Genomic DNA, 25,792 nt, shown 5'->3' on the forward strand with positions numbered 1-25,792 from the left:
TAAAGGCTTTCGCAACAGATCGGATATTGACATCAATTCGTGAAATGTTTATCATATAATAGGTAAGAAAGGAATCACACATTCTTGCCTTCAGTAATCGCTACTACCTTCTATTCACGTCTATCCTTGATTTATAAACGCGTAGTTAAGATTACTGAACAAAAAGGCTACAACTTTTTTATAAAGTAGCATACATTTCGAGTAAGAAGGATAGATGAAAGGAGATTAAATCATGATTTACTCAAAAGAAGTAGAAAACATGTGCACAGTGCGTGTTGGTGCAAGCCATGGCTGTGCGCCGATTCCTGAAGAAGGAAAATGGGTCAATTCCAGACAGATCAGCGATATTTCCGGTTTAACACACGGAATCGGCTGGTGTGCGCCGCAGCAGGGTGCATGTAAGCTGACGCTGAATGTAAAAGAAGGAATCATCGAAGAAGCTTTGATTGAAACACTTGGCTGCTCCGGTATGACGCATTCAGCCGCAATGGCATCAGAAGCGCTGGTAGGCAAAACACTGTTAGAAGCGCTGAATACGGACTTAGTTTGCGATGCGATCAATACGGCAATGCGCGAACTGTTCTTACAGATCGTTTACGGACGTACCCAGTCCGCATTCTCCGAAGGCGGTTTGCCGATCGGTGCCGGCTTGGAAGACTTGGGAAAAGGTACGCGTTCACAGGTAGGAACTTGCTATTCTACGAAAGTAAAAGGACCGCGCTACTTGGAATTAGCAGAAGGCTACATCATGCAGATGGGCTTAGATGCAAATGATGAGATCATCGGTTACGAATACGTAAACATGGGAAAATTCATGGATGCGATCAAGAAAGGCGTTGATCCTGTTGAAGCAATGAATGGTGCAAAGGGCACATACGGTCGTTACGCAGACGCGGTGAAATACATCGACCCAAGACACGAATAGGAGGAAGAAATCATGGCATTGTTTGAAAGTTACGAAAGACGTATTGATACCATCAATCGAGTATTAAACTCATACGGCATTTCTTCCATTGAAGAAGCAAAGAAATTAGTGGATGACTTAGGTGTAGATGTTTATAACATCGTGAAAGGAATCCAGCCGATCTGTTTTGAAAATGCTTGCTGGGCATATATTACCGGTGCGGCAATCGCCATCAAGAAAGGTGATAAGACCGCATATGATGTGGCAAAATCAATCGGTGAAGGATTACAGGCATTCTGTATTCCGGGTTCTGTTGCCGATGATCGTAAAGTAGGTTTGGGTCATGGAAACCTGGCTGCCATGCTGCTGAGCGATGAAACCAAATGCTTCGCTTTCTTGGCAGGTCATGAAAGCTTTGCGGCGGCAGAAGGAGCAATCGGTATTGCCCGTAATGCGAACAAAGCACGTAAAGAACCGTTAAAAGTCATTCTGAACGGTTTGGGAAAAGATGCGGCTAAGATCATTTCCCGTATCAATGGATTTACTTATGTAGAAACACAGTTCGATTATTTTACCGGAGAACTGAAAGTATTGTCTACTACGCCTTATTCTGACGGAGAACGCGCAAAAGTAAACTGCTATGGCGCAGACGATGTTCGTGAAGGGGTTGCGATCATGCACCACGAGGGAGTAGACGTATCTATTACCGGTAACTCTACGAACCCGACTCGTTTCCAGCATCCGGTTGCCGGAACTTATAAGAAAGAATGCATCGAACAGGGTAAAAAATATTTCTCTGTTGCATCAGGCGGCGGTACGGGACGTACGCTGCACCCGGATAACATGGCAGCGGGACCTGCTTCCTATGGTATGACAGATACGATGGGACGTATGCACTCCGATGCACAGTTCGCCGGTTCTTCTTCCGTTCCTGCACATGTAGAAATGATGGGCTTGATCGGAATGGGCAACAACCCGATGGTTGGCGCATCTGTTGCAGTAGCAGTAGCGATTTCTGAAGCATTAAATAAATAATCGCTCACAAGGAAAGAAAACAGCACATTTTGTCGTTTGGCAAAGTGTGCTTTTTTTCATGGGTGTGCTATAATGAAGTAACAAAGAGGAGAGAAATGATCATGAAAAAGATAACCAAGTGGATTTTGACGTGCAGCTGTATGTTGCTGTTTACCGCATGTTCTGCGAAAAGTGAACCATGGGATAAAAAAGAAACGTATCAAATCAATGATGAGGTTGCGATCACGCTGAAGGCGGTTGTGCAGCAAACTTCCATTGAGCCGACGAATCTGAATGATGAATACCAATACTGGTACACGGAAGAAGAAGGGGAAACCTTGCTGGATTTCCAGTTTTATGTGGAGAATTTAAGTGATGAGGAAATTGATCTGAAAGATTACTTTGAAGCGGAATTAAAGATCAAAGAACAGGAACAAAGCAAAGATCTGTGTACGGAAATAGAAGACTATACGAAGATCGAAAATGAGACTAAGTTAGCAGCTAAGGACAAAACGATCCTGCATCAGATCTTCTATGTAAAAGAAAAATCGATCAGTGATGATCTGCAAGCCGAAATTACTTTGCAGGATGCACACTATACCCTTTCTGCCAAGCCATATGCCGCTAAGGTAACAGAGCTTGCCAAAGCGGAAACGATCGAGCTGGATGAGATGTCTTTTGAAGTATTGTCAGCTTCCGTAGGTAGTGTCATACCGCCGCTTCATCCAACTGATGACAGCACTTATTACATCGTTGAGGATGAAACAAATGCCTGTGCCGGCATCTATTTGGAAATAACGAATACCGGTAAGAAAGACATGGAGCTTGATCAAGAGATCTGTGTATCGCTGGATGATGAGGGAACTTACATCTACGCATGGTATGATATTCTGAATGCAGATGGCACTGATTTCAGTGAAGCAACACAGATTCCGGCAGGAGAAAGCAGAACGGTGCTGTTTTTCGGTGAAGTGGTAAAGCCGACAGAAACGAAAAATTATACAGTAACGATCACGGTCGAAGGCAAGCCATATCGTTATGTATTCGAACATACGGTGCAGTAAGTGAAATTTTGTTTGTAATTACGCATCATGTCTGTTATAATAGACAACGTATCGAAAGGAGGATCATTATGAATGTATTAGAAATTCTACTGATGGTAGTATCGGTCTTTCTGATTATACTCTCCTTATTACAAAGCGGGAAAAGCGATGGAATCAACGGCGCCTTTACCGGCGGCGAAGGATTGAACTTGTTTGCGAATGTGAAAGAGCGTGGACCGGAAAAGGTCATATCGAATCTGACACTGGTAGCGGGCATTACTTTCTTTGCCCTTGTCATTATTGTAAGTTTGTAGAGAAAAGACCGATTCGGTCTTTTTTATATGTATGAAACCATATCACAAGGAAATACTGAGGAAGAAAGAAAGGGGTGAGAACATGAAAGAAAAACTGATCGATTTATTGGCAAAAGGAAAAGGACTGGAAGTGCATCAGATTACTGCGGCAATACCGAATGATTCTTTAACGGAGATCATGAAGGCGATCCATGCTTTGATGGAAGAAGGGATCATCATAGAAGATGAGGAACATTTCTATCATCTGCTGGAAAACAGTCCTTATCGGATCGGTACACTGCGGCTGCATGAGCGAGGCTTTGGCTTTGTGGATATAGATGATGGAGGAGAAAGCATTTATATTCATCAAAACCATCTGCATCAGGCCATGGCAAAGGATGAAGTGCTGATCAGAATATGGACTTATCCGGATGGAAGCAAAGAAGGGGAAGTCATCCGCATTATGAAAAGAGCGGTGCAGAAGCTGGTCGGTACTTATAAAAAGAAAAAGGGAGCAGGTTATTTTTTAGCAGATACTAATTTACATGGACGCAAGATCAGACTGTTAAATGAAGATGCCTTTCATCTGGTGCATGATCATAAGCTGTTAGTGGAAATCGTGCATTTCAATGAGGTACTGGAAGCGAATATCTTACAGATCCTTGGATATAAATACGATCCCGGCATCGACATACTCTCGATTCTTTTGACGCACGATATTGAACCGCGTTTCCCTGATGCGGTCATGAAAGAAGTCCAACAGATTCCTAAGCAGGTAGAGGCGCAGGATTTGCTTGGCCGCCGCGATCTGCGAAACGAACTGATCATCACGATCGACGGCGATGATGCCAGAGATCTGGACGATGCGATCAGTGTAAAAAAAGAAACGGGCGGTTATCGGCTCGGGGTACATATTGCCGATGTTTCACATTATGTCAAAGCGCACAGTGCGATCGATGAAGAGGCTTATCAAAGAGGGACGAGCGTGTATGTAACGGATCGGGTCGTACCGATGCTGCCACAGGCTTTATCAAATGGCATTTGTTCTCTGCTTCCGCAAAGTGATCGATTGACGCTGACTTGTGAAATGCTGATCGATGAGGAAGGAACGATTTGTGAATATCAGCTTTATCCTTCTGTAATTCGCAGCGCTGCACAGATGACCTATCGCAAGGTCAATGCGATTTTGGCAGGCGATCAAAAAATGCAGAAACGCTATGAATGGCTGCTGGGCATGTTAAAGGATATATATCGTTTGGCGCAGATCATTCGCAAAGCAAGAGTGAAGCAGGGAGCGATTGATTTTGATGTAAAGGAAGGCAAGGTACTGGTGGATGATCAGGGTGATCCTTACGATGTCATCGTAAGGGAAAGAGGAGAAGCAGAGCGTATCATTGAAGATTTTATGATTCAGGCAAATAGCTGTGTTGCGGCGCATAACCGTTGGCTGGATCTGCCTAGCATGTATCGTGTGCATGAACCTCCGGAACTTAAAAAAATGCGTGCCTTTCAGCAGACAGCGACGATCATGGGACATAAGCTAAAAGGCAATTTAGCGGATTTGCACCCGATGCGTTTACAAACTTACTTAGATACTTTGAAAGGGAAAGAGGACTATGATGTCATTGCGGCACTATTGCTTCGCAGTATGCAAAAAGCGCGTTATGATGTAGAATGTAAGGGGCATTTCGGTTTGGCATTAACGGATTATACGCATTTTACTTCACCGATCAGGCGTTATCCTGATTTGATCGTACACCGCAATCTGCGTAAATATTTCTTTGCGGAAAACTATCAGGTGCAGGAAATGCAGAATGAGGAGGCATGGATCGAAGCATGTGCGCTTCAGTGCTCGAAAAAGGAACGCAATGCGATCGAAGCGGAGCGAGAAGTGGATGATTTCAAAAAAGCACAGTATATGGAATCACATATCGGGGCGATCTATACCGGTCATATCCGTTCTATTATGAAATTCGGTATGTTTGTGGAATTGGATAATACCGTGGAAGGCTTGGTTCATATCACGAGCATGAACGATGATTACTATATTTTCGATGAAGCGGGACGATCTTTTTATGGCACGCATACCAAAAAGACATATCGTATGGGGCAGCGGGTTACGATCAAGGTCATCGACGCTTCCCGCTATAAGCAGCAGGTTGATTTTATTTTGCTGGAGGAGGAAGGAAATGAAAAGAAGAACAAGGGTGCTGTTTTTAACGCTCATCACGGCGCTGTTCATGAGCGGATGCGCAAACGGGGAACAAAGCGAAAAAGAAGAAGGGAAAGAACCCCCGAAGCAAAGCGAAACAACAGAAAAAGAAGATACCAGGATTTCGCTGGCGGCAGTCGGTGATAATCTGATTCATGGCGCAATTTACTTATCTTCGGATTATCAGGTAAACGGCAGCTATGATTTCACTTCGATCTATGCGCAGCTAAAGTCTTTTCTTGTTGATTATGATATTGCCAATATCAATCAGGAAACGGTATTGGGCGGTACACAGCTGGGATTGAGCCATTACCCAAGCTTCAACTCTCCTCAGGAGATCGGCGATGCGATTGCCGATGCCGGATTTAACTGGGTCTCACAGGCAAGCAATCATTCATTGGATGCCGGCGCTGCCGGAATCATTTCGGCAATGGATTTCTGGGATCGTTATCCGGATGTAGTTACGACTGGCATCAACCGCAGTGAAGAAGAAGCCGCACGTCCGCGCATCATGGAAGTAAAAGGGGTCAAGGTCGGCCTGTTGAATTACAGTTATGGCTTTAACGGATATGTAGAGCCGGAAGATTTTTATTGCAATGAAATTGATAAAGCGAAGATCAAAAAGGATTATGAACAGCTGAAAGAAGCGGGCTGTATCGTTGTTCTTGCCAGTATGCACTGGGGGCAGGAATACCAGTTTTCTTCAAATGAAGAACAGCGTGAATTGGCGCAGTTTTTGGCGGATCTCGGCGTAAATGTCATCATTGGCGCGCATCCGCATGTTGTTCAGGAAACGACCTTTCTTACCGGAAAGAACGGAAATCAAACACTTGTAAACTATTCCCTGGGAAATATTCTAAGCGCGCAAGATGAAAATTACACGATGCTGGGTGCGCTCATGACTTGTGAAATCGTAATTGACGGAAACAGCAACGAAGTTACGATCGAACAGGCAAAGGTATATCCGACGGTCAATTACTATGAGGCATATGGCGGCTCTTGGCATAATTTCCAAATTTATCTGCTGCGCGACTATAACGACACGCTGGCATCGACTCATGCCGTTGCCAATACGACCGTAGCATATTTGAATGACCTGTGTGATCAGGTATATGGGGAGGTGAAGGACATCGAAATTGTCCGCTGATATGGCAAATCGAAAAGTCATTGCATATAACCGCAAAGCCGCGCATGATTACTTTTTGGAGGATCGCTATGAAGCGGGGCTGGTGCTGACCGGTACCGAGATCAAGTCGATTCGTAAAGGCAAGGTGCAGTTAAAGGATTCTTATATCAGTTTTGTCAATCAAGAGGCTTTTATCAAAGAAATGCACATTGCGCCTTATGATTTCGGCAACCGTTTTAATCATGATGAAACCAGGATCAGAAAACTGTTATTACATCGTGAAGAAATCCGCAAGTTACAGCAGAAAGTAAAATTAAAAGGCTATACGATCGTTCCGACTTCACTGTATTTAGAAAAGGGGTTAGCCAAATTGGAAATCGCACTTGCGAAAGGAAAGGAACTGCATGACAAGCGGCAAAGTGAAAAAGAAAGAGATGCAAAGCGTGAAATTGCAAAGGCGATGAAGCGCTATTAGTGTTGTATTTCTCAAAATTTGAAGTATAATAAGAATACCTGCATGAGCAGGTCCTTACTTGGGGGTGTCATGGTTTCGACAAGGACAAGTTTGGTATGAACGGCAAGTCGAGTGGTTACGTAATAACCGACTAAACTTAAACGCAAAAACGAAATTAGCTAACCTGTTTGGTGGAAACCAGGCAGTAGCTTTCGCTGCCTAATCGCCTAATAACTGGCTCGCAGCCGTTAGTTGAAGGAGTGTCTTTCGCCTTCTTCTGATGTCAGAACAGAAAGAATAAGCGTGCGATCTCTCCTGCGTATCGCATGACGAAAACAAAGCGGGAACCCCGGCATATGCCTGTCTGTCGCTGTCTGCCGGATCGAAAGTACAGACTAAGCTTGTAGATGTTCATACGTGGGACTGTTTTTGGACAGGAGTTCGACTCTCCTCACCTCCACCATAGTTGATAGTGATTGCTCTAATATTTTTGATTAGAGCTTTTTTTATAATGCTTCATGATGTTTTTTATGTGTTGTTAGATAGAGATATAAAAGTGATGCTTTCGTTTTTCAGCGGCTGAAATAGTCTTATTTTCTATTTTATAGATGATGCTTGATGTGAAAAACGCTTCACTTTAATACAGGAACAGTCAGTGGTCACGATTCAAAGATCGCTTCATTTGCGCAGATATATTTTTTGCATGCAAGGAACATAGGAAAAACTGCATGAATCTCTAAAATATCTTTTCTTTTTTAATATTTATGTTAATATAAAGTTGTAAAGAAAGAAAATAACAAATGATAACACATGGAAATAATAATCATCATAGAAAATAACCACTGCAAGTTCATAAGGAAAGCGAGGTGCACATAATGAAAAAGAAAATAATCCTTTTGATGAGCATACTGTTGTTGGCAGGCTGTTCAAAGACAGTGGAAAAGAAGACACATCTTGAAATAAAACCGATTCAGAGTACAGAAGAATTAAAGACTTTGGCTGATGATGAATGGATCATACTTTCCGATACTTATGTAACAGAGAACTGGAATGATCTGCCGCAGCAGCTTTATGATCGTGTATTTTATGTGGCGGATGTAAGCTTAAAAGACTTACAGGATTTAGAGGGGATGCAGATCACAGAAGGCATTTTACCTGATGAAACAAAACAATTCGATTTGGTTGGCCTTTACTGGAAGGAAGACGGCATCTATGTGCAGCAATTTCTCGATGTTGAGAACTGTGATGAATCCTATGTAAAAGCACAGTTAAAAAATATACCTGTTTCCGCTTCTACGATTACCTTGATGCAGGATCAGTATACCCTCAGTGTATCGGCTATGGTGTTTTCACAGTCAACTGAGCAGCAAGGGGATATTTTGCGTTATGTAGAAGTACAAATTCAAACAGATGCGAAGATAGAGAACGGCAAAGTCGTATTTGATAATCGCAGTCCGAATCAGGAAGAAGCATATGGTCAGCTGCGTACGGGAGGACCTACGATATTAAACGAAGCGACGATCGAAACGCTTTATCAAAAAGATGCACAGACGATAGAGCGGCGAGCAAAAGATCTGTCTTTCCCGGTTACTTTAGATTATGGTCGTGAAAATGTGATTGAAGAGGAAGAAACAGGCGTGATCCCTGATGATTACCCATGTGTGGAATATGTGGAACTGCAATATCACGATGCTGCGCAAATAAGCGAAAGTGTATCGCTTTTGAACGAAGTGAGAAAAGGAAGCAAACCGACAAAAATGCTGATTCAGTTTAACGGTTTCAAAGCGCAAGACAATACATGGGATGATTTTACGGCACAACTTACATTGTTTGACGAATGACTTGAAAATAATGGAAAATTAAGATAAGATTAAATCGTAAAAAGATCAAGTATTTGATCAATTCTTTACAATGGGGCTTGACAATAATGTCGGAGGGTGGCAGAATGTTACAAACAAACAAACAAACAAACAAACAAACAAACAAATAGATAGCACATCTATAGTTTTCGTATTGGGAACAAGCATACAGGTAAATGAAAAGGGTGTATTTTGTCCATGTTATCGGGGACGAGATGCGCCTTTTCTTATGGCAAAAACAAGAAATCAATCATGAGGAAAGGTAGGGAAAATAATGAAACAAAATAAGGTGCTGGCAATCTTGCTGGCGATCATGATGACGATGACCATGTTGCCGTCGATTGTTCTTGCACAGGGAGCAGATCCGAATATGTCCGGAAACTGCGGTGCAACACAAGAGGATCATATAACATGGGAATTAAAGCAAAACAATGAAGACAGCTACAATCCAACTTATACTCTGATTATCTCCGGTGAAGGAGCAATGGCAGATTATGCAAGTCAGGGCGAGGTGCCATGGGGAGCTTATTTAGACAGTCAGATTACAGAGGGAATAGTGGAAGACGGAATTACACATCTTGGAGCACGTACATTTGTTTTAGCGAAAAAATTAGAGCATGTGAGCCTTCCACAATCACTTATTTCTATAGGAGAAAGTGCTTTTAATCAATCTTCACTTACTGAAATCACGCTTCCTGAAAATTTAAGAGAAATTGGAAAGAATGCGTTTTGGAAAGGATCGCTTGCCAAAGAAATTAAGATTCCGGAAAGTGTCACGGTCATCGGGGATCATGCCTTTAATGGCACTCAAATCAATAAAGTAACACTACCCGCGGGTCTGCTTTCCCTAGGTACGGGAGCTTTTCAAGGTTCCCAGTTGACCCAGATGCCGGAAATCCCTTCTGGTATTACCACTTTAACGACAACCTTTCAAAACTGCAAAAACATAACAGAAATCACAATCCCTTCACATGTCAGCGTACTTGATCGTACATTTATGGGGTGTACTGCGCTGACTGAGATAACGATTCCGGAAACAGTGGAATCTTATATCGGTGCATTTAACGGCTGCACCGGTTTAACAAAAGCCGTTATTGAAAGTAAAGCAGACAATATCGGTGGAGATAATACTAATAATGCTTGGGGTGTGTTCGGAGGCTGCATAAACTTGAAAACAGTATCTGTCCCAGAGTGGGTAAAGGTGATCGGCATAGCTGCATTCAGAGATTGCTCGTCGCTGGAAACAACAGATTTTATTGAGCAAGCGACAGTCATTAAAAGTCAAGCATTTCAAAATTGCACTGCATTAAAAGGCAGTTTACGTCTGGATGCTGTTACAATAGATGCACTTGCTTTTGATAATTGTTCAAATCTAGGTCCGCATATCAGTGTAGCAAACGCAGAAAAAATGCCAAGCGATGCATTTCGCGGCTGTGATGGGGTTAATGGAATCGTATATGCACAAATGATTTCCGGCGGCGCCAACGAATTTGATTCCAGAGCAGTTACCGCTTTATTAAATGGCGGCACTTTCAAAGAAGGTACAGATCTCAATATTGCTACACTTGCTACACCGATCAAAAGAGATTATCGCTTTGAGGGATGGTTTACGCAAGATGGGACAAATGATATATGGGGTGATCAAATAAATATACCGGAAAGCGGCAAAACTTACTATGCGAAATGGATCGAAAAGACAGATACCGCAATATCATTCAAGGATAGCTTACAATTAGATAAAACATATGATAAACTGCCAATATCTTTATCATCAGCGGATTACACAGTAACCGCAGGTGCCGGTACGGTTGATTTCCGATATCAGATGAAAGACAAAGATACTTGGCAGGAGATGGATACTGCGCCGATCAATGCCGGGACTTATCGGGTAAAAGCAGTTGTTCTGGAAAATGATACGCATAAAAGTGCACAGACAGATTGGCTGACTTTTTCGATTGAAAAAGCTGAACCGCTTTATTATGTGCCAAATGATCTGAGCGCATATGTGGGAACAAAACTGGCAGATATAGCTCTTCCGGAAGGCTTTGCATGGAAAGACGGCGATATGCAGATAGGCGGCATCGGGGAGAAGCAGTACATTGCAATCTACACACCTGAGGATCAGGTCAATTACAAATGTGTTGAGGTGGCAATCAAAATCAATGTGAAAGCGCAAAGCGAAGTTTCAGATGATACGCATGCGCAACTGCCGACGGATAAAAATGAGGATACAAATACCGGAATCCAAACCGGTGATAACAGTCATGTTTATACATGGGGGATGATGGCAATTCTTTCTGCCTTATTCATCAGCGGTGCATTTGTGATGAAACAAAGAAAAAACGACCGTTAGCGATCAACTGAATACTTCAAAACGATATCAAATCAATCGTGATCTTAAGCAAAGATACTTCGATAAAACGAAGGATCTTATCACTTGAGATCACTTTTTTTATGCGTGAGAAACTCACTTTTTCTTTATCTGCTTCCATACGTGAATCTTGCCCTTGCGCTGTTCAAAAAAGTAATAAAATATACAGAAAAAAATAACAAACATTCATTTTTTCTTTCCGCTGAAAGCGGCAAAATCTTCACTGTTTATCTGCGTATTTACCACTTTTATCCAAAAAATAGCAGGGCAGGAAACATTTTTTGTACTTTACAAACAGCTGAAAACATGCTTCTTTTACCGTTCTTTTTTAGTTTAGGAATTGTCTTTTTCAAGCACAAATATTGAACTGAAAAAACATTGAAAAGGCTTACGAACTCTTTTATGATACAAATGCAAACAAGCAATACAGTTTCATGAACAGGAGGTGAATGTGAATGTTAAAGGACTTGACAAATGAAAAGCTGATCAGGCTTGGCATTGAGGCAAAAGACTGGGAAGATGCGATCAGAAAAGCCGCACAGCCGCTGCTTGATGAACACAAGATCAAACAGTCCTATATAGACGACATGATCGCAGGTATCAAAGAAGTCGGACCTTATATCGTATTAGCGAAACACATTGCATTGCCGCACGCAAGGCCGGAGGCAGGGGCGCTGGAAAGTGCGATCGGAGTTGCGACCTTAAAAGAACCGGTCGTATTCGGCAATGAAGCAAATGATCCGGTCAAATATCTGTTTTGCCTAAGTGCAAAAGATGATATGGAACATTTACAGGCACTTGCGCAACTGGCAGAACTATTTGAAGATCAGGCGTTCTTTGAACTGTTGGATCGTACAGATGATCCGCAAGAAATTATTGCATACATCAGCAAATAAAGGAGGAAAACAAGATGTATAAAGCATTGGTATGTTGCCGGGCCGGAATGGGCTCAAGCATGTTGTTAAAGATCAAAGCAGATCAAGTGATCAAAGAAAATAACTTCCCGATCCAGACGGAACATGGGAACTTAGATTCTTTGGTAGGATTCAGCGGTGATTTAGTCATCACGATGGAAGACTTAGCCGATGAATTGAAAAATCAGGTTCCTTACGCTTTGGGTATTCGCAACATTGTCGATAAAGCGGAAATGAAAGAAAAGATCGAAGCATTTCTGAAATCAAAGGAATAAAGACAGGCGAATAGCGAAAGGGAAAATAAAAGAAAGAGGAGGATTTGAATATGTTAGATATGATTCTAGCACAGTCCCGTAACACGGCATTGATTATGGGGCTCATCGCTTTGATCGGTCTATTGCTGCAAAAGAAGTCAGCGACAGATGTGATCAGCGGAACGATGAAAACAGTCATTGGATTTATGGTATTCAATATCGGTTCCAATGCGATGTCAGCGGTCGTACAGACTTTTACCGATCTGTTCAATACCGCATTCGGAATTGAGGGGGTTACCACACAGGTAGAGGTTGCGACCGGCTTGGCATTAAATGAATATGGTACAGAGGTTGCCATGGTCATGCTGCTTGGATTTGTGATCAACCTGATCGTAGCGAAATTTACCCGTTTCAAAGCGATTTTCTTGACAGGTCAGCATTTCTTGTATTTTGCATGTGTCATTGCGCTTATCTTCATCGCAAATGATCTGCCGATGGTAGTAACAGTTGTAGTTGGCGGTATCTTGTTAGGTTTCTGCGGTGCGGCGCTGCCTTCTTTCTGTCAGCCGTTCATGAATAAGATCACCGGCGCAGATAATCTGGCAATGGGACATTTCAACTGTATCGGTTATGCACTTTCCGGCTATATCGGAAAATTCTTAGGTAAGTTCAATAAAGGCGGCGAAGCAAAGGATGCAAGCAGCGTCAATATGCCGAAATTCTTTGAACTGTTCAGAGATTTCATCTTCTCTGTGGCATTATTCATGGTCGTATTGTTCTATGTAGCGGTAATCGCTTGTGTGGCAAACGGTCAGATGGACTTCGTATTAGAGAAAGCAGGAAACGATATTTGGTTCATTTATCCATTCTTGCAAGGCTTGCAGTTTGCGGCAGGTATGAGTGTCTTGATTTACGGTGTTCGTCAGTTCATCGCGGAAATCACTGCGGCGTTCGTGGCAATTTCGGAAAAATACATTCCGAACTCAAAACCGGCAGTTGACTGTCCGGCAATCTTCCCATTTGCGCCTACTGCGGTATTGATCGGCTTTGTCGGTGCATTCCTTGGCGGTTTGGCGGCAATGGCGCTGATGGTGGCATTCAACAGCAGTGTCATCATGATTCCGGCAGCAGGTATCTGCTTCTTCTCCGGTGGTACGGCCGGTATCTTCGGTAATGCTTATGGCGGATGGAAGGGCGCTTTGGTTGGTTCCTTTGTCGTAGGCTTAGCGCTTACCGGACTGCCGCTGATCCTATATCCTGCATTTGCGCAGCTGAATATTGTCGGCGCATCATTCCCGAATGTCGATTACAACATCATCGGGGCAATCCTGCATTGGATCTTGGGAATCTTCGGTTAATGCACAACGGGACAGGGAACAAACGATCCTTGTCCTGTTTTCTTAGAAAGCGAGGATCGACATGGACTTAAAGACAAGCATTAAAAATGAAACGGCAGTCGGTGTGCTGGTAAAGATCGTGGATAATCCGGCGATGCTGCTGATGGCAAAGGATGTCGGCTTAGATTTTGTATTCTATGATTGTGAACACGGCGCGCTTTCTTCAAATATGCTGCATGATTTGTTGGTCTGTGCGAAAATGGCAGGCATTTATACACTGGTGCGTACAGCACAGTTAGCCAAAAGCGATATTGCGAGAACGCTTGATCTCGGTGCAGGCGGCGTAATGGTGCCGATGATCGAAAACAAAGAGCAGGCACAGCAGCTTGTGGACTTCAGCAAATATCCGCCCCTCGGTAAACGCAGTTATTCCGGAGGCGCCAATACCCATTATGCGGCAGGCGGCCGTCATGCTTATCATATGTCTGCCTTAAATGAGCAAACGATGAGTATCGTGCAGATCGAAAGTGCTGCCGGTATCGAACATATTGATGAAATTTTAAGTGTAGAGGGAATTGACGGTGCCATTGTCGGGCCATGTGATCTTGCCATTTCCATGGGACATCCCGATGATCTTCTTTGCGAAGAAGAATTGCAAGCCATTCGCAAAGTTGCGGATGCCTGCAAAGCACACCATAAGGCATTCGGTGTGATTGGCAGCATGGAACTGATAAAAAAACTGAATCGAAGGGTCGATTTGATCATCTCGGCGATCGACACCAATCTCATCAGAGCAGGACTCAAGCAGGCCTGTGACGATGTGAAAGCACTGAAACAGAAAGAAGGAACAACATGGGAACAAGAGATGAAGTAATAAAATTTACAGATATTGCGACGCAGGAGCTGCAAAGCTTTGCCCGAAATATGGATATGGCAGCGTTGGAACAGGCAAAAGCATTGATCTTAGAAGCGGAAGCAGCGCATCATCGCGTTCATGTAACCGGCGTTGGAAAGCCGGGACATGTGGCAGGCTATATCGCATCTCTGCTTTCCAGTACAGGGACTCCGGCTTATGAACTGCATGCGACAGAGGCGGTGCATGGAAGCAGCGGGCAGGTGCTGGCAGGCGATGTCGTGATCGCGATATCCAACAGCGGGGAAACAAGTGAATTAAAAGCGACGGTGGAAACGCTGAAAAGCAATGGAGCGAAGATCATTGCGGTAAGCGGGAATACACGATCATGGTTAGCGAAGCAGGGAGATGTGGCGTTATTTGCGGGAGTGAAGCAGGAAGGCGATGCGATGAACAAGCCGCCGCGGGCATCGATCTTGGCAGAGATCTTGCTGTTACAAAGCTTGAGCATCCTGTTGCAGAATGCGAAAGGCTTGAACCCGCAGCAATATGTGAAATGGCATCCGGGCGGTGCATTAGGCGCCAGCATCAAAGGAGGCAAGTGATATGAAAATGGAAGGGATCATAACACCGATCGTAACGCCGTTTCATCGTGATGCAGAAGAGAGCATCAACTATGAAGCGACAAAACATCTCATCGATCATCTGATCGATCATGGGGTCAAGGGAATCTTTATCTTAGGCAGCAACGGTGAATTTCATGTCTTGTCGGAGGAAGAAAAGGTCGCTTATGCCAAAGCGGTCATCGACATCGTCGATCATCGAGTGCCGGTATATGTGGGAACAGGATGCTGCTCTACGAAAGAAACGATACGTTTATCTAAAAAGATGGAAGCATTGGGTGCAGACGCATTGTCTGTCATTACCCCTTACTTCTTAAAACCAAGCGATGAAGATCTGTATGCACATTACAAAGCAGTGGCGGAAAGTGTATCCATTCCCATCATGCTGTATAATATTCCAAAAGCAACCGGCTGTCCGCTCAGTCCTCAGTTAGTAGATCGCTTGGCAGATATTGAAAACATCAAAGGGATCAAAGACAGCAGCGGAGAAGCGGAACGCTTACAGGCATATGCGCAGATCGCAAAAGAAAAAGACCTGCAATTATTGATCGGCTCTGATTCGAAGATATCTTATGGATATGGATTAGGGGCAAAAGGAGCAGTAGCAGGGACAAGCAATGTCATCGTGGATACGCTGGTCGGATTAGATAAGGCATTAAAAGAAGGAAATGAAGAAAAAGCAAAGAAACTGCAAAATGATATTGATGTATTAAGAGGGGTGCTTCCGCTTGGCACGGTACCGAGCGTAATGAAACGGGCAGTGGAATTAGCGGGGATCGCAGAAGTGGGACCGGCGCGAAGACCGGTGCGAGAATTAAGTGCAGAAGATGATGAAAAGATCAAAGAAATGCTGCACTATTACTTCTAGGTACAGACTGAAAAAAGGAGCATGATGATGAAACAATATATTGTGAAAGACGATCAGATAAAGCTGGCATGTTATACATTATTAAACTTCACTCTAACTCTACTCTTATTATTTGCGATTCTTTATCTGTTCGGCAATCAGTACTTCCTGCTCGCTTTCTTTGCGATGACGGCGCTGTGGTTCAGTGTGAAATACATGTGCCGCTATGGAAGCAGATACATCAGAAAACAACCTGTCTGTGTATGCAAAGAACAATATGTTCTGTTTCACTCATGGACCAACGACGAAAAGAAACTTCGTTATCAGGAAATCAAAGAAGTGCGCCTGCTGCGCGATTGGAAATCAGTAAAACTGTTTTTTGCCGCTGACCAAGTCGATCACCCCTCCGGCTGGTGGTATGTCGGCATTGTCTATTATTTTAAGCGTGGAGAACTGGATGAAATCGAACAGACGCTCCTTGCTTTATTCAACAAGCATCATGTTAAAATAAGCAAGACAGAAAAACAGAAAAAGCGAGTATCATAAAAACGTCCCTGACAGTATCTAGGAATGTTAAAAAATGTATGTTAAAATACAGGCGTAGTAATATGCGCCTGTTTTTACGTTATAAAAAGACATAGGTAAAAAATGAGGGTAGCCTATGACACATGGCAGGCAGGAGGAGAAATATGGATAATGAACTCATGACGCTGCTGCGTTTTTTGTCAAAGAAAACATATGTAACGCTGAAAGATATTGAGCTTTACTTTAACATTACGACCAGACAGGCGTCTTATCGTCTGGACAAACTGAATGATCTGTTAAAAAGCGCGCAAGTGCCGCAGCTCAGCTATTCTACTTCGGCACGGAAACCGATGAAGCTGTCAAAAGAAACCGGGGCGGCGATCGAAGCGTTTTTGACCTCTGCCAATGTGAATGAAGGCTATTATTTCAGTAAGAAGGAACGTCTGATCTATATTTATCTGTTATTGTTTTTAGATTTGGAATATGTGTCCCTGCCGGACTTTATCGATGCGATGCAGGTCAGCCGTTCTACGGTACTGATGGATCTAAAAGAATTGACGCAGATTTTGGAAGAACATCATATCAAGATCAAAAATAATCGGGTAAAGGGCTATTATCTGGTCGGTTCGGAAATGGAGATCCGCCGCTATATGATGCGCGATGTCATCTATACGCTGGCAGAGGGCAGCGGCAAGGTGTTTGATGTTTTTATCGACAAGCAGCAGTTGGATATTTTCGACTATTCCCGTTTGGTGATCAGTGAATTGGCACAGACTTATCATATTCGCTTTGTGGAAGATCGCCTTGCGGAATTTATTTATATTTTCATCTTCTTAAAGGCGAGAATGCAGCGCGGCAAAGACGCCTCTGCGGAAATCGAACAGATAATGGATCTGCAAATCATGACGTCCATGAAGGAATATGAATTTACAAGAGCGTTGTTGAAAAACTATAAGAATGCGGACGGCATCAAGGAAAGCGATGTGAACTATATCGCCGCTTGGATCTTAGGAATTTCTTTCGGTGATATCAACGAAGATACGAAAGACTGTATCGTCATATCCGATCTGATCGGGAAAATCATGACGCGTTTTGAATATTTAAGCGGTACGCATTATAAAAATACAGAAGAGATCTTTATACAGTTATATTCGCATTTTCGTCCGGCCTACTACCGGTTGATCTTTAAGCTGCCGATCTTTAACCCACTGCGGGAAAAGGTAAAAGAGGAATATCCGGAACTGTATCGCTTGGTGGCGGAAACGATGAAGCCGTTTCAGGTTATGTTCGGCGAAGCGCTGCCGGATGATGAGATCGCTTATTTGGCAATGCACTTTTCCATGATCTATTCCGGGAAGCAGGACCATAAGGGCGCGCCGCAGAAAGTAGCGCTCGTCGTTTGTTCACATGGCATTGGAAGCTCAGCGATCCTCTACAATGAGTTAAAAGCGATGTTTCCGGAATTTCACTTTCTGCCGCCGACAGAGTCATTACAGGTACATGCCTATATCGGACAGGTGGATATCATTTTTTCCACCAATTATATAGCGGCGGATGTCAGCGGGCATATTCCGGTGATCAAGGTCAGTCCGATCATGTCTACTGCGGAACGCTATCAGGTATTCAGAGAGGTATATGTGCAGATGGGCGGTTCATTCTTAAAACAGCCAAGTGTCGATGTTGTGATGAATATTGTTTCTAAATATGCGGATATCAAGGAAGAAGAGGGGCTTTATCATGAGCTGATCGCTTATTTCTCGCATGTCGATACACTGCCGCAGACCCAAAGCACTTTGACCTTATCGGATATGGTAAATGCAAAGATCATTCAGTTACAGGCAGCGGCACAAAACTGGGAAGAGGCGGTGCGGATCGGTTTTGCACCGATGGTAAAGGAAGGTTATATCACACAAAATTATGTGGAGGAAACGATACGAAGCGTAAAAATGATCGGGCCTTATATCGTCATTACGCAGCATGTCGCATTGCCGCATGCTCGTCCTGAAGCTGGCGCCTTGAAAGAAGCCTTGGGCATTACCGTATTAAAGGAACCGGTCGTGTTCGGAAATGAGGCCAATGATCCGGTCAAATACATTTTCTCTTTAAGCGCCGTAAACAACGAAAATCATATCCGCGCCATGGCGAAATTGATGGAGCTGCTGAATGATCAGGCATTTTTCCGTTTATTAGATGAAGCAAAAAACGCAGAGGAAATCCTGCAATATATCAATCAGTGAGGCGGGAGAGATGGAACGGGCGATCATAAAAGATCCTGTGTTTCTCGCTGTTATCAGTACAGCGGCAACGAAGGAAGATCAGGTCATCGCACAGGATCTGTTAGATACACTAACTGCCAATCAAGCGCGCTGCCTTGGACTGGCGGCTAATATGATCGGCGCTTCTAAGCGCATCATTGCGTTTTTTGATGATAAAACGCCGGTCTTGATGTATAATCCGATCATCTTAAAAACAAGCGGGAAGCGATATGAGAGCGAGGAAGGGTGCCTTTCCTTAACAGGAGTGAGAAAAACACTGCGCTATGAGAAAATAAAAGTGCAGTATGAAGATGTGCATTGGAAAAGGCGTATCCGATCTTTTCAGGGATTAAGCGCGCAGATCATCCAGCATGAAATCGATCATTGTGATGGGGTGATCATCTAAGAACAGGGAACTGTTCTTTTTTACGGTTTTATCAGGTGATCAATTATGGAATGGCCTGCACCTTTGACGGCGCAAAATTGGTTTTTTGGCAGGGAAATATAAGAAACTAACTATGTTTTACATGCAAGCGTTCAAATGGCGGTAATACTATTTTCACGTTTTTGCGGATATGGTAATATTTAATACAATGTGAGACAAGATCATGAAAACAAATACCGACGCAGCATCGTTTCATGTGAGAAAAAAAGTTGCGTTGTGTATAAAAAGCATGGTTAAGATGTTTAGATGACACATCCATGATCATTTTCCCATAACAGGAAAACCTTTTCCTTGTCAGAAGGAATAAAGATCAGCATGATGGGAATCGATCATCTTGAAATAGCCGAAAGTTTGTTTGTTCACGCCATCCAAGAAAAGAAAATCAAAAACGGGAGAGAATCAGTACGATGAAAAGATATTATAGAAAAATCAAATATTTTATATTATTAGATATCATTTTATATGGAGTGAGTGTTTTGTCCACTGCATATATGTCCATATTATTGATCAGATTTATTGATCGAGGCTATCAAAGCGAATTTATAAAAATCATTTTCCTATACGCTTTCGCAATAGGAATCCATCTGCTCACTGCTTATCTCTGTAATCTATTGCAGTGGGTATATGGGAATCGTTTTCGTTTGCTTCTATCAGAGGACTATTTTACATCGGTCATTCAGCAGCAACCGACCGATTTTTACAGTAAACCGGCACAGTATTATACTGAGTTTCATACACAGGATCTAAAGGCGATCGAAGCAGACTACCTGATGCCAATGTTGTCTATTCTAAAATGTATCATGACCTTGCTGATCAATTTTTTGGTGTTAAAAATATATATACAGGAATGGATCTTGTTTGTTGTCATGTTTTTGGCGCTGGTCAGTTTGTTGATTCCTAAGATTACCGCAAAAAGTTTAGCTAAGCGCAGAGATCAGGCGATCGAACAAATGAAGAAATTTCAGTTATACAATCAGGACTTATTACGAGGCTATAACTGGATCAATAATAGAACAAAAGCAGCCTTTCAGAAAGAAAACCGAAAACAGATAGACGAACAATTAGAAAAAGATTTTCGCTATGGAAAGTGCAAATCTGCCGCATTGGTAATGAATGCCGGCGCTAATATGATGATTATTTTAGTTGCGATCATTTTAGTCGGTATAGAATTAAAAAACGGCAGGATGTCTTTTGGCGTAGCCAGTTCACTTATGATGAATATCGCTACATTTGTCGATCCATTTGCGGAAATCACTTATTGTATCAATGCACTTCATACGGCAAGTACGCTCAAAGACCGCTTTTTACACTTTGTAAATAACCATCAAACACCGCTCATCAAGCAAAAAGCGACAAGCGGGAATCAAATCACGATGGAACACATTGATTATCAGATTGGAACCTATCAGCTGAAAATAGAGGAACTGATCTTTGAAAAAGGAAAAAAATATCTCATTGTCGGTGAGAATGGAGCCGGGAAATCCACTCTATTGAATCTATTAGGCAGCCAATTACTCGATTATGAGGGCAGTGTAAAGATCGATGGAATGGATATCAGAGCAGTGGACTGCACGGATTGGATCGCTTATTTAAGACAGTCCGATCACTTGTTTTTATCTGATTATGAGAATAATGTTACTTTGTTTAACAGTTATCCGTTACAGGTGAATAAACTGATTTCCAATGACAAGATACGGCGAAATAAAAACAGAGAAGGATTAAGCGGCGGCGAACAGAAATTTGTGCTGCTGGATCGTATTTTCAATATGGATCGTGCTTTCATTTTATTAGATGAACCATTTGCGGAATTGTCGGAAGAAGCCAAACAAGAATATTATGCGTATTTCATGCAAAAGCCAAATACGATCATCATGATCAGCCATGATCGGGTCGATTACAGTCTATTTGATGCCGTTGTGAAAGTAAAGAAAGAAAATAATTGCGCATATGCTTATGCAACGCATCCCTTTCATCAGGATGGAACAGTTTGATCAGGGAGTGTCATCTGTTTTGTAAACGCGCTTGATTTCAAAGAAAGTCGCTGAAAACATGATCATGCACGCGTTTTGTTCTTTATGATATTTGAAAACAGCGGAAATCGAATGCCATGAAAAAAGGATGAGCGTCATCGTTTTATGACACTGATCCTTATTTTATTTCATTCACTAGTCTGATCGCTTTCGGTAATACCGTTATCTCGATTCTATCATCCGGGTAAGGCTCTCCGTCCAAATTCATTCCCTGTTTTGACAGAACTTGCAGATGCTCGCATTGAAAGATCGAACACTCCTTTAATCGCTGTGGCTTATTGCCAAGCAAGGCAGGACACTTATATAAGATACGCCATCTGGGAAAAGATCGAATCAAGCAAACATCCATTTTTCCATCATCTAATTTGGCGTCAGGAGTAAAGCAGAAACCGCCGCCGTAAAACTTCGCGTTGTTGCAGGCAAGAAATAAGGCTTTTCCTTGATATACATGCCTGCCATCGGCAATCAGTTCCACTTCATTGCATGGATAGACAAACACTCTGCGCAAGACCGTTGTCAGGTATGCCAGTTTTCGAGGAATCAGCGACCAGTTTTCATCATGTACGTGCTTGGCGATATCACTGTCCAGCGCAAAACAAGCGGCGTTGATGCAATAATGATCATTTACTTTCAGCACGTCGATCGCCTTTGCCTCTTTTGCGAGCGAGTGGCGAAAATGTGCGAGGATATCTTTTCGATCCTTCAACATTCTGGAAAAGTCATTGCCGGTACCACAGGGAATCAGCACTAATTCATGGGAAGAACCCTGCAATGCGTTGATGACCTCATGCAAAGTGCCGTCGCCTCCGCATATATAAAAGCGGCATGGATCATGGTAAGAAGCGATAATGGCGTCTGCCTCCGCACTGCCCTTGGTAAGATGAATCGCATAAGGAAGCGCACGTGCACGAAAGGTCGTTTCCATCTCTTTCAATAATTCTTTTAGATTTTTCTGCTTTGCCATCCGATTGATGATGACCACATGTTTCATGTAAATTCCCTTCCTTTGTTATCCTTACTCATTTTACATGATTCAAAACCGATGTGCAATGAAATGTACGGATTATCTGCTGTTTTATAGGACATCAGATACGCGAACATACGCTATGGCAAAGGAATAAGAGAATTGGTTTTTCTCTTGTCAAAAGTAAAGTATTTGTTCGTTTTTATAGTTAAAAAACCAATTTATGAAAAAGTGTTTACAAGAAACCACTTGATATGCTTAAATTAGAACAACATTACTATCATATCTTCATATAAAAAGTGTAGGTGATCGACCATGAAAAAAATTATTTCCGTATTCATCGTATTTATTTCCTTTTTGGTATTTCATATCAGTTTCCAAGAGTATGGAGAGATTGAATGGCTCAATTTAGAAAATCCGACAAGCAGCATCAGTAAAGCATTAAATCAAACGTCATATCGGGTGGTTCTTACTGATGATGGCAAGGGTAATCTGCTGGAGGATATCATGGATTTTGCCGATGAGAACGATTTGATCGTGTTCGGTGGAAGAACCGATCAGCATCCGGATTTTACCGATGTTTCCAGCTATTATGTATATACAAAAGATTGCCGGATATTTGATGGAACCTTCTTTTTGTACGATGGCAAGCAGATATGTTTTGATGACCATAACGCATACTATACGACTAATGTGAATGATGAGCAGGCAACCGGCTATATTGAAACGGTTAATCGTGAATATCTGAAAGCATACGGCGATAAATTTGAGTTTCATTACTTTGATCGTTTTTTTGAAAAAGGAGAACAGCCGTTTCTGGCAGCGTGGTTTATCACAGCGCATCCGGAGAAATTTATCTATCAGCTCAATCACTCTAATCTGAAACAGTATATAAGAGAAGGAGATGAAGCGAGCATTTTTCATTCCGCCGAAAAACCTGCCGCAGTCAATCAACTGATCGTACTGCTGTTGTTTGTATCATTGATCTCAATGGTATTGCTGTTTCTATGTAAAATCGTGCAGGAACGAAAAGAGATCCTGATCAGGAAAATGCAGGGGATGTCGTCAATTTCCATTTTCATGAGGAAATATTTATGGGAATTACTTGCTTTTTTCCTTATTTATATCGTTGTACAGATCATCTGCTTTTATTTCGCTGTCGGCAAGATCACTGCCGCAACGCATGGACTGATTGACATACTGCTTCGCTATTTCACGATTTACAGCTGTATGATACTGGTGTTGGCAGTCGTTATGATCTTGTTCATTTGGAATAGGAAAGAGATTTCTTCCATCAAGCGAAGCAATACGCAAAAGCAGATTCCGATCATCAATATGATCTTAAAAATCGTTGTGATCATACTGATCATAGAACCGTTGATCAGTTTTACAAAAACAGGGATACGGCAAGCACAAACCGCTCTCTATATGAATGAGCAGGGGCATGTATTATCCAATTTATTGTTCATCTATGGCTTGAAAGAAAATACCGGCAATTTAGGACCGATCATCATAAAGATGAGAGAGTATTTTAATGAAAACGGGGGCTGGTATCAGGATTGGCGAAAATATATTCCGGAGATAAAATATCCGTATGTGGTCGTAAATCAGAATTATCTGGAAAACTATGATCTTTATACAACTGACGGCAAGAAACTGGATCTTTCAAAGTTAAAACAAGATCAATTATTAGTTCCGGAAAAGTACCAATATCAAGATTTGAGTTACTATGGAATGGAAAACAACAAGGGGTACTATGATGGGGAAATCATCGTTTTGAAGAACGGCTATCATATTGATAATCTTGATGTTTATAGCTCTATGAATGGCTTTCTCGGTGCAGATGATCCGATCATCTATGTGAAAACTAAAATGGATTCTGACTGTCAATGGAATTATTCGTACATGACGATCTATTTAGACGATGAGCAAAAAAAGGAAAAATTGAATCAGTACCTGCATGAAGTCGGATTAGAGGATGAGGTACTGTTGGCGACATCGCAGCAGCACTATCAAATAATGAAAGAGAAAGTAAAAGATGATCTGATATCGGTTTTATCCTTGTTTGTTATTTATTTGGTAATCATCTGCACCTTCTTATATGAAAATATATTTATCTACTTCATTGAGAACAAGACAAAGTTTGCGGTGCGTTATCTGAATGGAAGCAGTTATTGGGAACGACATGGCGATATGATAAAACTAAATTTAGGTGCATATGCAATACCGCTTTTATACGGATATTTCCGGCTGCATATCGCATTGTTTGACATATTGGCGTTTACTGCATTGGCGATGATAGTGGAATTAGCGGCGGCTTACGTGATCATTACGCATTTTGAAAAAAATCGTATCGTGGAAGTGCTGAAAGGAGAGTAGAGCGATGGCAAAAATAATAGAAGTGAAAAAACTGTGCAAAGCGTTTGGCGATCAGCAGGTATTCGAAGATTTTTATGCGGAAGTAGAAGAAAATGAATTTGTGGCGATTGCGGGGAAATCCGGAAGCGGGAAATCGACATTGTTGAATATGATCGGTTTGTTGGATAAACCAAGCAGCGGAGATATCATCTTATTTGGGGAAAAGAATATCAAACCGTTTTCCATGCGCGCCGAAAAAATGTTGAAGCATCACATCGGTTATTTGTTTCAAAACTTTGCCTTAGTGGAAAATGAGAGCGTCTATTACAACATGATGCTGGCGATAGAAAATCAGAAGATCAAAGATAAGAAAACGAAGATTGCGGAAGCGTTAAAGGCAGTCGGTTTAGAAGGGTATGAAAATAAAAAGGTCTATAAATGTTCGGGAGGGGAACAGCAGCGGATCTCGATTGCACGGCTTTTGATCAAGCCTTGTGATCTGGTCTTGGCAGATGAACCGACGGGAAGCTTGGATCACGAAAATAAAAAAATCGTGTTTGACTTATTAAAGAACTTACAGAAGTTAGGGAAAACGATCGTGGTCGTTACACATGATGAAGAGATGATTGCGGTGGCAGATCGGACGATCATGATTTCATAGCGGGGATATGATCATATTGTTTCTGTAATATGATGATATAAATTTGGTGAAAGGAGGAAAAGAAAATGAAGAAAATCACCAAAACAGTTTTATGCAGTATGGCTTTGATAGCCGCATCGGGAGCAACTGTGTTTGCGGATATGAAGAAGATTCCGGATCCGGGCAGCGTGACCTTAAAGTATGGAAGAGCCCAGACAATGGATACGCCAAATGGATTTGGAACACAGGGAAAATGTGATGATGTGAAAGATGCGCGTGTAGCCGTGTATGTGAAAGATACATACAATAATGTAATGGCAGCCGCCACGGTAAAACCGAATGCGACCGGTAGTTGTACGTGGAATGCACCGACCGGCACCCCACATGAACATCACGCAGGCTCGGATTTATATAAGTAATAAGCAGCACGCATCGTGATAGGAAATAGGAGAAGCGAAGGAAATACGCTTG

Annotated in this window: 23 protein-coding genes and 1 other RNA gene; 23 read left to right on the plus strand and 1 reads right to left on the minus strand. The window is 42.4% G+C overall.

Features of this window, described 5'->3' with window-relative positions; translation table 11 throughout:
• Positions 1–232: 232 nt before the first annotated feature.
• From C1712_RS10980 to C1712_RS11080, 20 genes are all read left to right on the plus strand, one after another.
• Positions 233–925, plus strand: a complete 693-nt coding sequence (locus C1712_RS10980; RefSeq protein WP_102269156.1) for an iron-sulfur cluster assembly scaffold protein — start codon at positions 233–235, stop codon at positions 923–925.
• A 12-nt stretch (positions 926–937) separates the two neighbouring features.
• Positions 938–1,939 (plus strand): GGGtGRT protein, encoded by a 1,002-nt coding sequence (locus C1712_RS10985; RefSeq protein WP_102269158.1) that lies wholly within the window; start codon positions 938–940, stop codon positions 1,937–1,939.
• 101 nt (positions 1,940–2,040) lie between these two features.
• Positions 2,041–2,982 (plus strand): hypothetical protein, encoded by a 942-nt coding sequence (locus C1712_RS10990; RefSeq protein ID WP_146003335.1) that lies wholly within the window; start codon positions 2,041–2,043, stop codon positions 2,980–2,982.
• A gap of 68 nt (positions 2,983–3,050) precedes the next feature.
• The gene (gene secG, locus C1712_RS10995; protein WP_102269162.1) at positions 3,051–3,275 is read left to right on the plus strand and encodes a preprotein translocase subunit SecG; all 225 of its coding nucleotides are present in this window, start codon (positions 3,051–3,053) and stop codon (positions 3,273–3,275) included.
• Between the two features lie 82 nt (positions 3,276–3,357).
• A complete protein-coding gene (gene rnr / locus C1712_RS11000; protein WP_245858152.1) occupies positions 3,358–5,610 on the plus strand; it encodes a ribonuclease R in 2,253 nt (750 codons plus the stop codon).
• Positions 5,495–6,613, plus strand: a complete 1,119-nt coding sequence (locus C1712_RS13065) for a CapA family protein (protein WP_245858206.1) — start codon at positions 5,495–5,497, stop codon at positions 6,611–6,613. The genes rnr and C1712_RS13065 overlap by 116 nt, the downstream gene beginning before the upstream one ends.
• Position 6,614: 1 nt before the next feature.
• Complete coding sequence (gene smpB, locus C1712_RS11010; protein WP_102269168.1) at positions 6,615–7,067, plus strand: SsrA-binding protein SmpB; 453 nt, start codon at positions 6,615–6,617, stop codon at positions 7,065–7,067.
• A gap of 60 nt (positions 7,068–7,127) precedes the next feature.
• Positions 7,128–7,509, plus strand: a transfer-messenger RNA (tmRNA) gene (ssrA, locus tag C1712_RS11015).
• A 412-nt stretch (positions 7,510–7,921) separates the two neighbouring features.
• Positions 7,922–8,887, plus strand: coding sequence for a hypothetical protein (locus C1712_RS11020; RefSeq protein ID WP_102269170.1), 966 nt, complete (start codon positions 7,922–7,924; stop codon positions 8,885–8,887).
• Positions 8,888–9,179: 292 nt separating this feature from the next.
• Positions 9,180–11,258, plus strand: coding sequence for a leucine-rich repeat protein (locus C1712_RS11025; protein ID WP_102269172.1), 2,079 nt, complete (start codon positions 9,180–9,182; stop codon positions 11,256–11,258).
• A 473-nt stretch (positions 11,259–11,731) separates the two neighbouring features.
• Positions 11,732–12,172 carry a PTS sugar transporter subunit IIA gene (locus C1712_RS11035; RefSeq protein ID WP_102269176.1) on the plus strand — a complete coding sequence of 147 codons (441 nt, stop codon included), beginning with the start codon at positions 11,732–11,734 and terminating at the stop codon, positions 12,170–12,172.
• 14 nt (positions 12,173–12,186) lie between these two features.
• Positions 12,187–12,465 carry a PTS sugar transporter subunit IIB gene (locus tag C1712_RS11040; RefSeq protein WP_102269178.1) on the plus strand — a complete coding sequence of 93 codons (279 nt, stop codon included), beginning with the start codon at positions 12,187–12,189 and terminating at the stop codon, positions 12,463–12,465.
• A 50-nt stretch (positions 12,466–12,515) separates the two neighbouring features.
• A complete protein-coding gene (locus C1712_RS11045; RefSeq protein WP_102269180.1) occupies positions 12,516–13,802 on the plus strand; it encodes a PTS ascorbate transporter subunit IIC in 1,287 nt (428 codons plus the stop codon).
• 61 nt (positions 13,803–13,863) lie between these two features.
• Positions 13,864–14,655 carry an HpcH/HpaI aldolase family protein gene (locus tag C1712_RS11050; protein ID WP_102269182.1) on the plus strand — a complete coding sequence of 264 codons (792 nt, stop codon included), beginning with the start codon at positions 13,864–13,866 and terminating at the stop codon, positions 14,653–14,655.
• Positions 14,634–15,239 (plus strand): SIS domain-containing protein, encoded by a 606-nt coding sequence (locus tag C1712_RS11055; RefSeq protein ID WP_102269184.1) that lies wholly within the window; start codon positions 14,634–14,636, stop codon positions 15,237–15,239. The genes C1712_RS11050 and C1712_RS11055 overlap by 22 nt, the downstream gene beginning before the upstream one ends.
• Before the next feature lies 1 nt (position 15,240).
• Positions 15,241–16,125: a 4-hydroxy-tetrahydrodipicolinate synthase gene (gene dapA, locus C1712_RS11060; RefSeq protein WP_102269186.1), complete on the plus strand. Its 885-nt coding sequence runs from the start codon at positions 15,241–15,243 to the stop codon at positions 16,123–16,125.
• A 27-nt stretch (positions 16,126–16,152) separates the two neighbouring features.
• Entirely contained in the window at positions 16,153–16,650 is a 498-nt protein-coding gene (locus C1712_RS11065) for a hypothetical protein (protein ID WP_102269188.1), read from the plus strand.
• Between the two features lie 143 nt (positions 16,651–16,793).
• The gene (locus C1712_RS11070; protein WP_102269190.1) at positions 16,794–18,866 is read left to right on the plus strand and encodes a BglG family transcription antiterminator; all 2,073 of its coding nucleotides are present in this window, start codon (positions 16,794–16,796) and stop codon (positions 18,864–18,866) included.
• A gap of 10 nt (positions 18,867–18,876) precedes the next feature.
• Entirely contained in the window at positions 18,877–19,290 is a 414-nt protein-coding gene (locus C1712_RS11075; RefSeq protein WP_102269192.1) for a peptide deformylase, read from the plus strand.
• 446 nt (positions 19,291–19,736) lie between these two features.
• Positions 19,737–21,320 (plus strand): ATP-binding cassette domain-containing protein, encoded by a 1,584-nt coding sequence (locus C1712_RS11080; protein ID WP_102269193.1) that lies wholly within the window; start codon positions 19,737–19,739, stop codon positions 21,318–21,320.
• A gap of 157 nt (positions 21,321–21,477) precedes the next feature.
• Here C1712_RS11080 and C1712_RS11085 read toward each other — a convergent pair whose 3' ends face one another.
• Entirely contained in the window at positions 21,478–22,350 is an 873-nt protein-coding gene (locus C1712_RS11085; RefSeq protein WP_102269195.1) for a diacylglycerol/lipid kinase family protein, read from the minus strand.
• Positions 22,351–22,638: 288 nt separating this feature from the next.
• Between C1712_RS11085 and C1712_RS11090 the strand changes: the two genes are divergently transcribed.
• The 3 genes from C1712_RS11090 to C1712_RS11100 all read left to right on the plus strand — a co-directional run bounded on the left by C1712_RS11090 (position 22,639) and on the right by C1712_RS11100 (position 25,740).
• Positions 22,639–24,702 carry a DUF1430 domain-containing protein gene (locus C1712_RS11090; RefSeq protein WP_102269197.1) on the plus strand — a complete coding sequence of 688 codons (2,064 nt, stop codon included), beginning with the start codon at positions 22,639–22,641 and terminating at the stop codon, positions 24,700–24,702.
• Positions 24,703–24,706: 4 nt separating this feature from the next.
• The gene (locus C1712_RS11095; protein WP_180963135.1) at positions 24,707–25,342 is read left to right on the plus strand and encodes an ATP-binding cassette domain-containing protein; all 636 of its coding nucleotides are present in this window, start codon (positions 24,707–24,709) and stop codon (positions 25,340–25,342) included.
• A gap of 65 nt (positions 25,343–25,407) precedes the next feature.
• The gene (locus C1712_RS11100; protein ID WP_102269199.1) at positions 25,408–25,740 is read left to right on the plus strand and encodes a hypothetical protein; all 333 of its coding nucleotides are present in this window, start codon (positions 25,408–25,410) and stop codon (positions 25,738–25,740) included.
• The last annotated feature ends 52 nt before the right edge of the window (positions 25,741–25,792 follow it).

The organism is Massilicoli timonensis (assembly GCF_900199515.1).
Classification (GTDB): domain Bacteria; phylum Bacillota_I; class Bacilli_A; order Erysipelotrichales; family Erysipelotrichaceae; genus Massilicoli; species Massilicoli timonensis.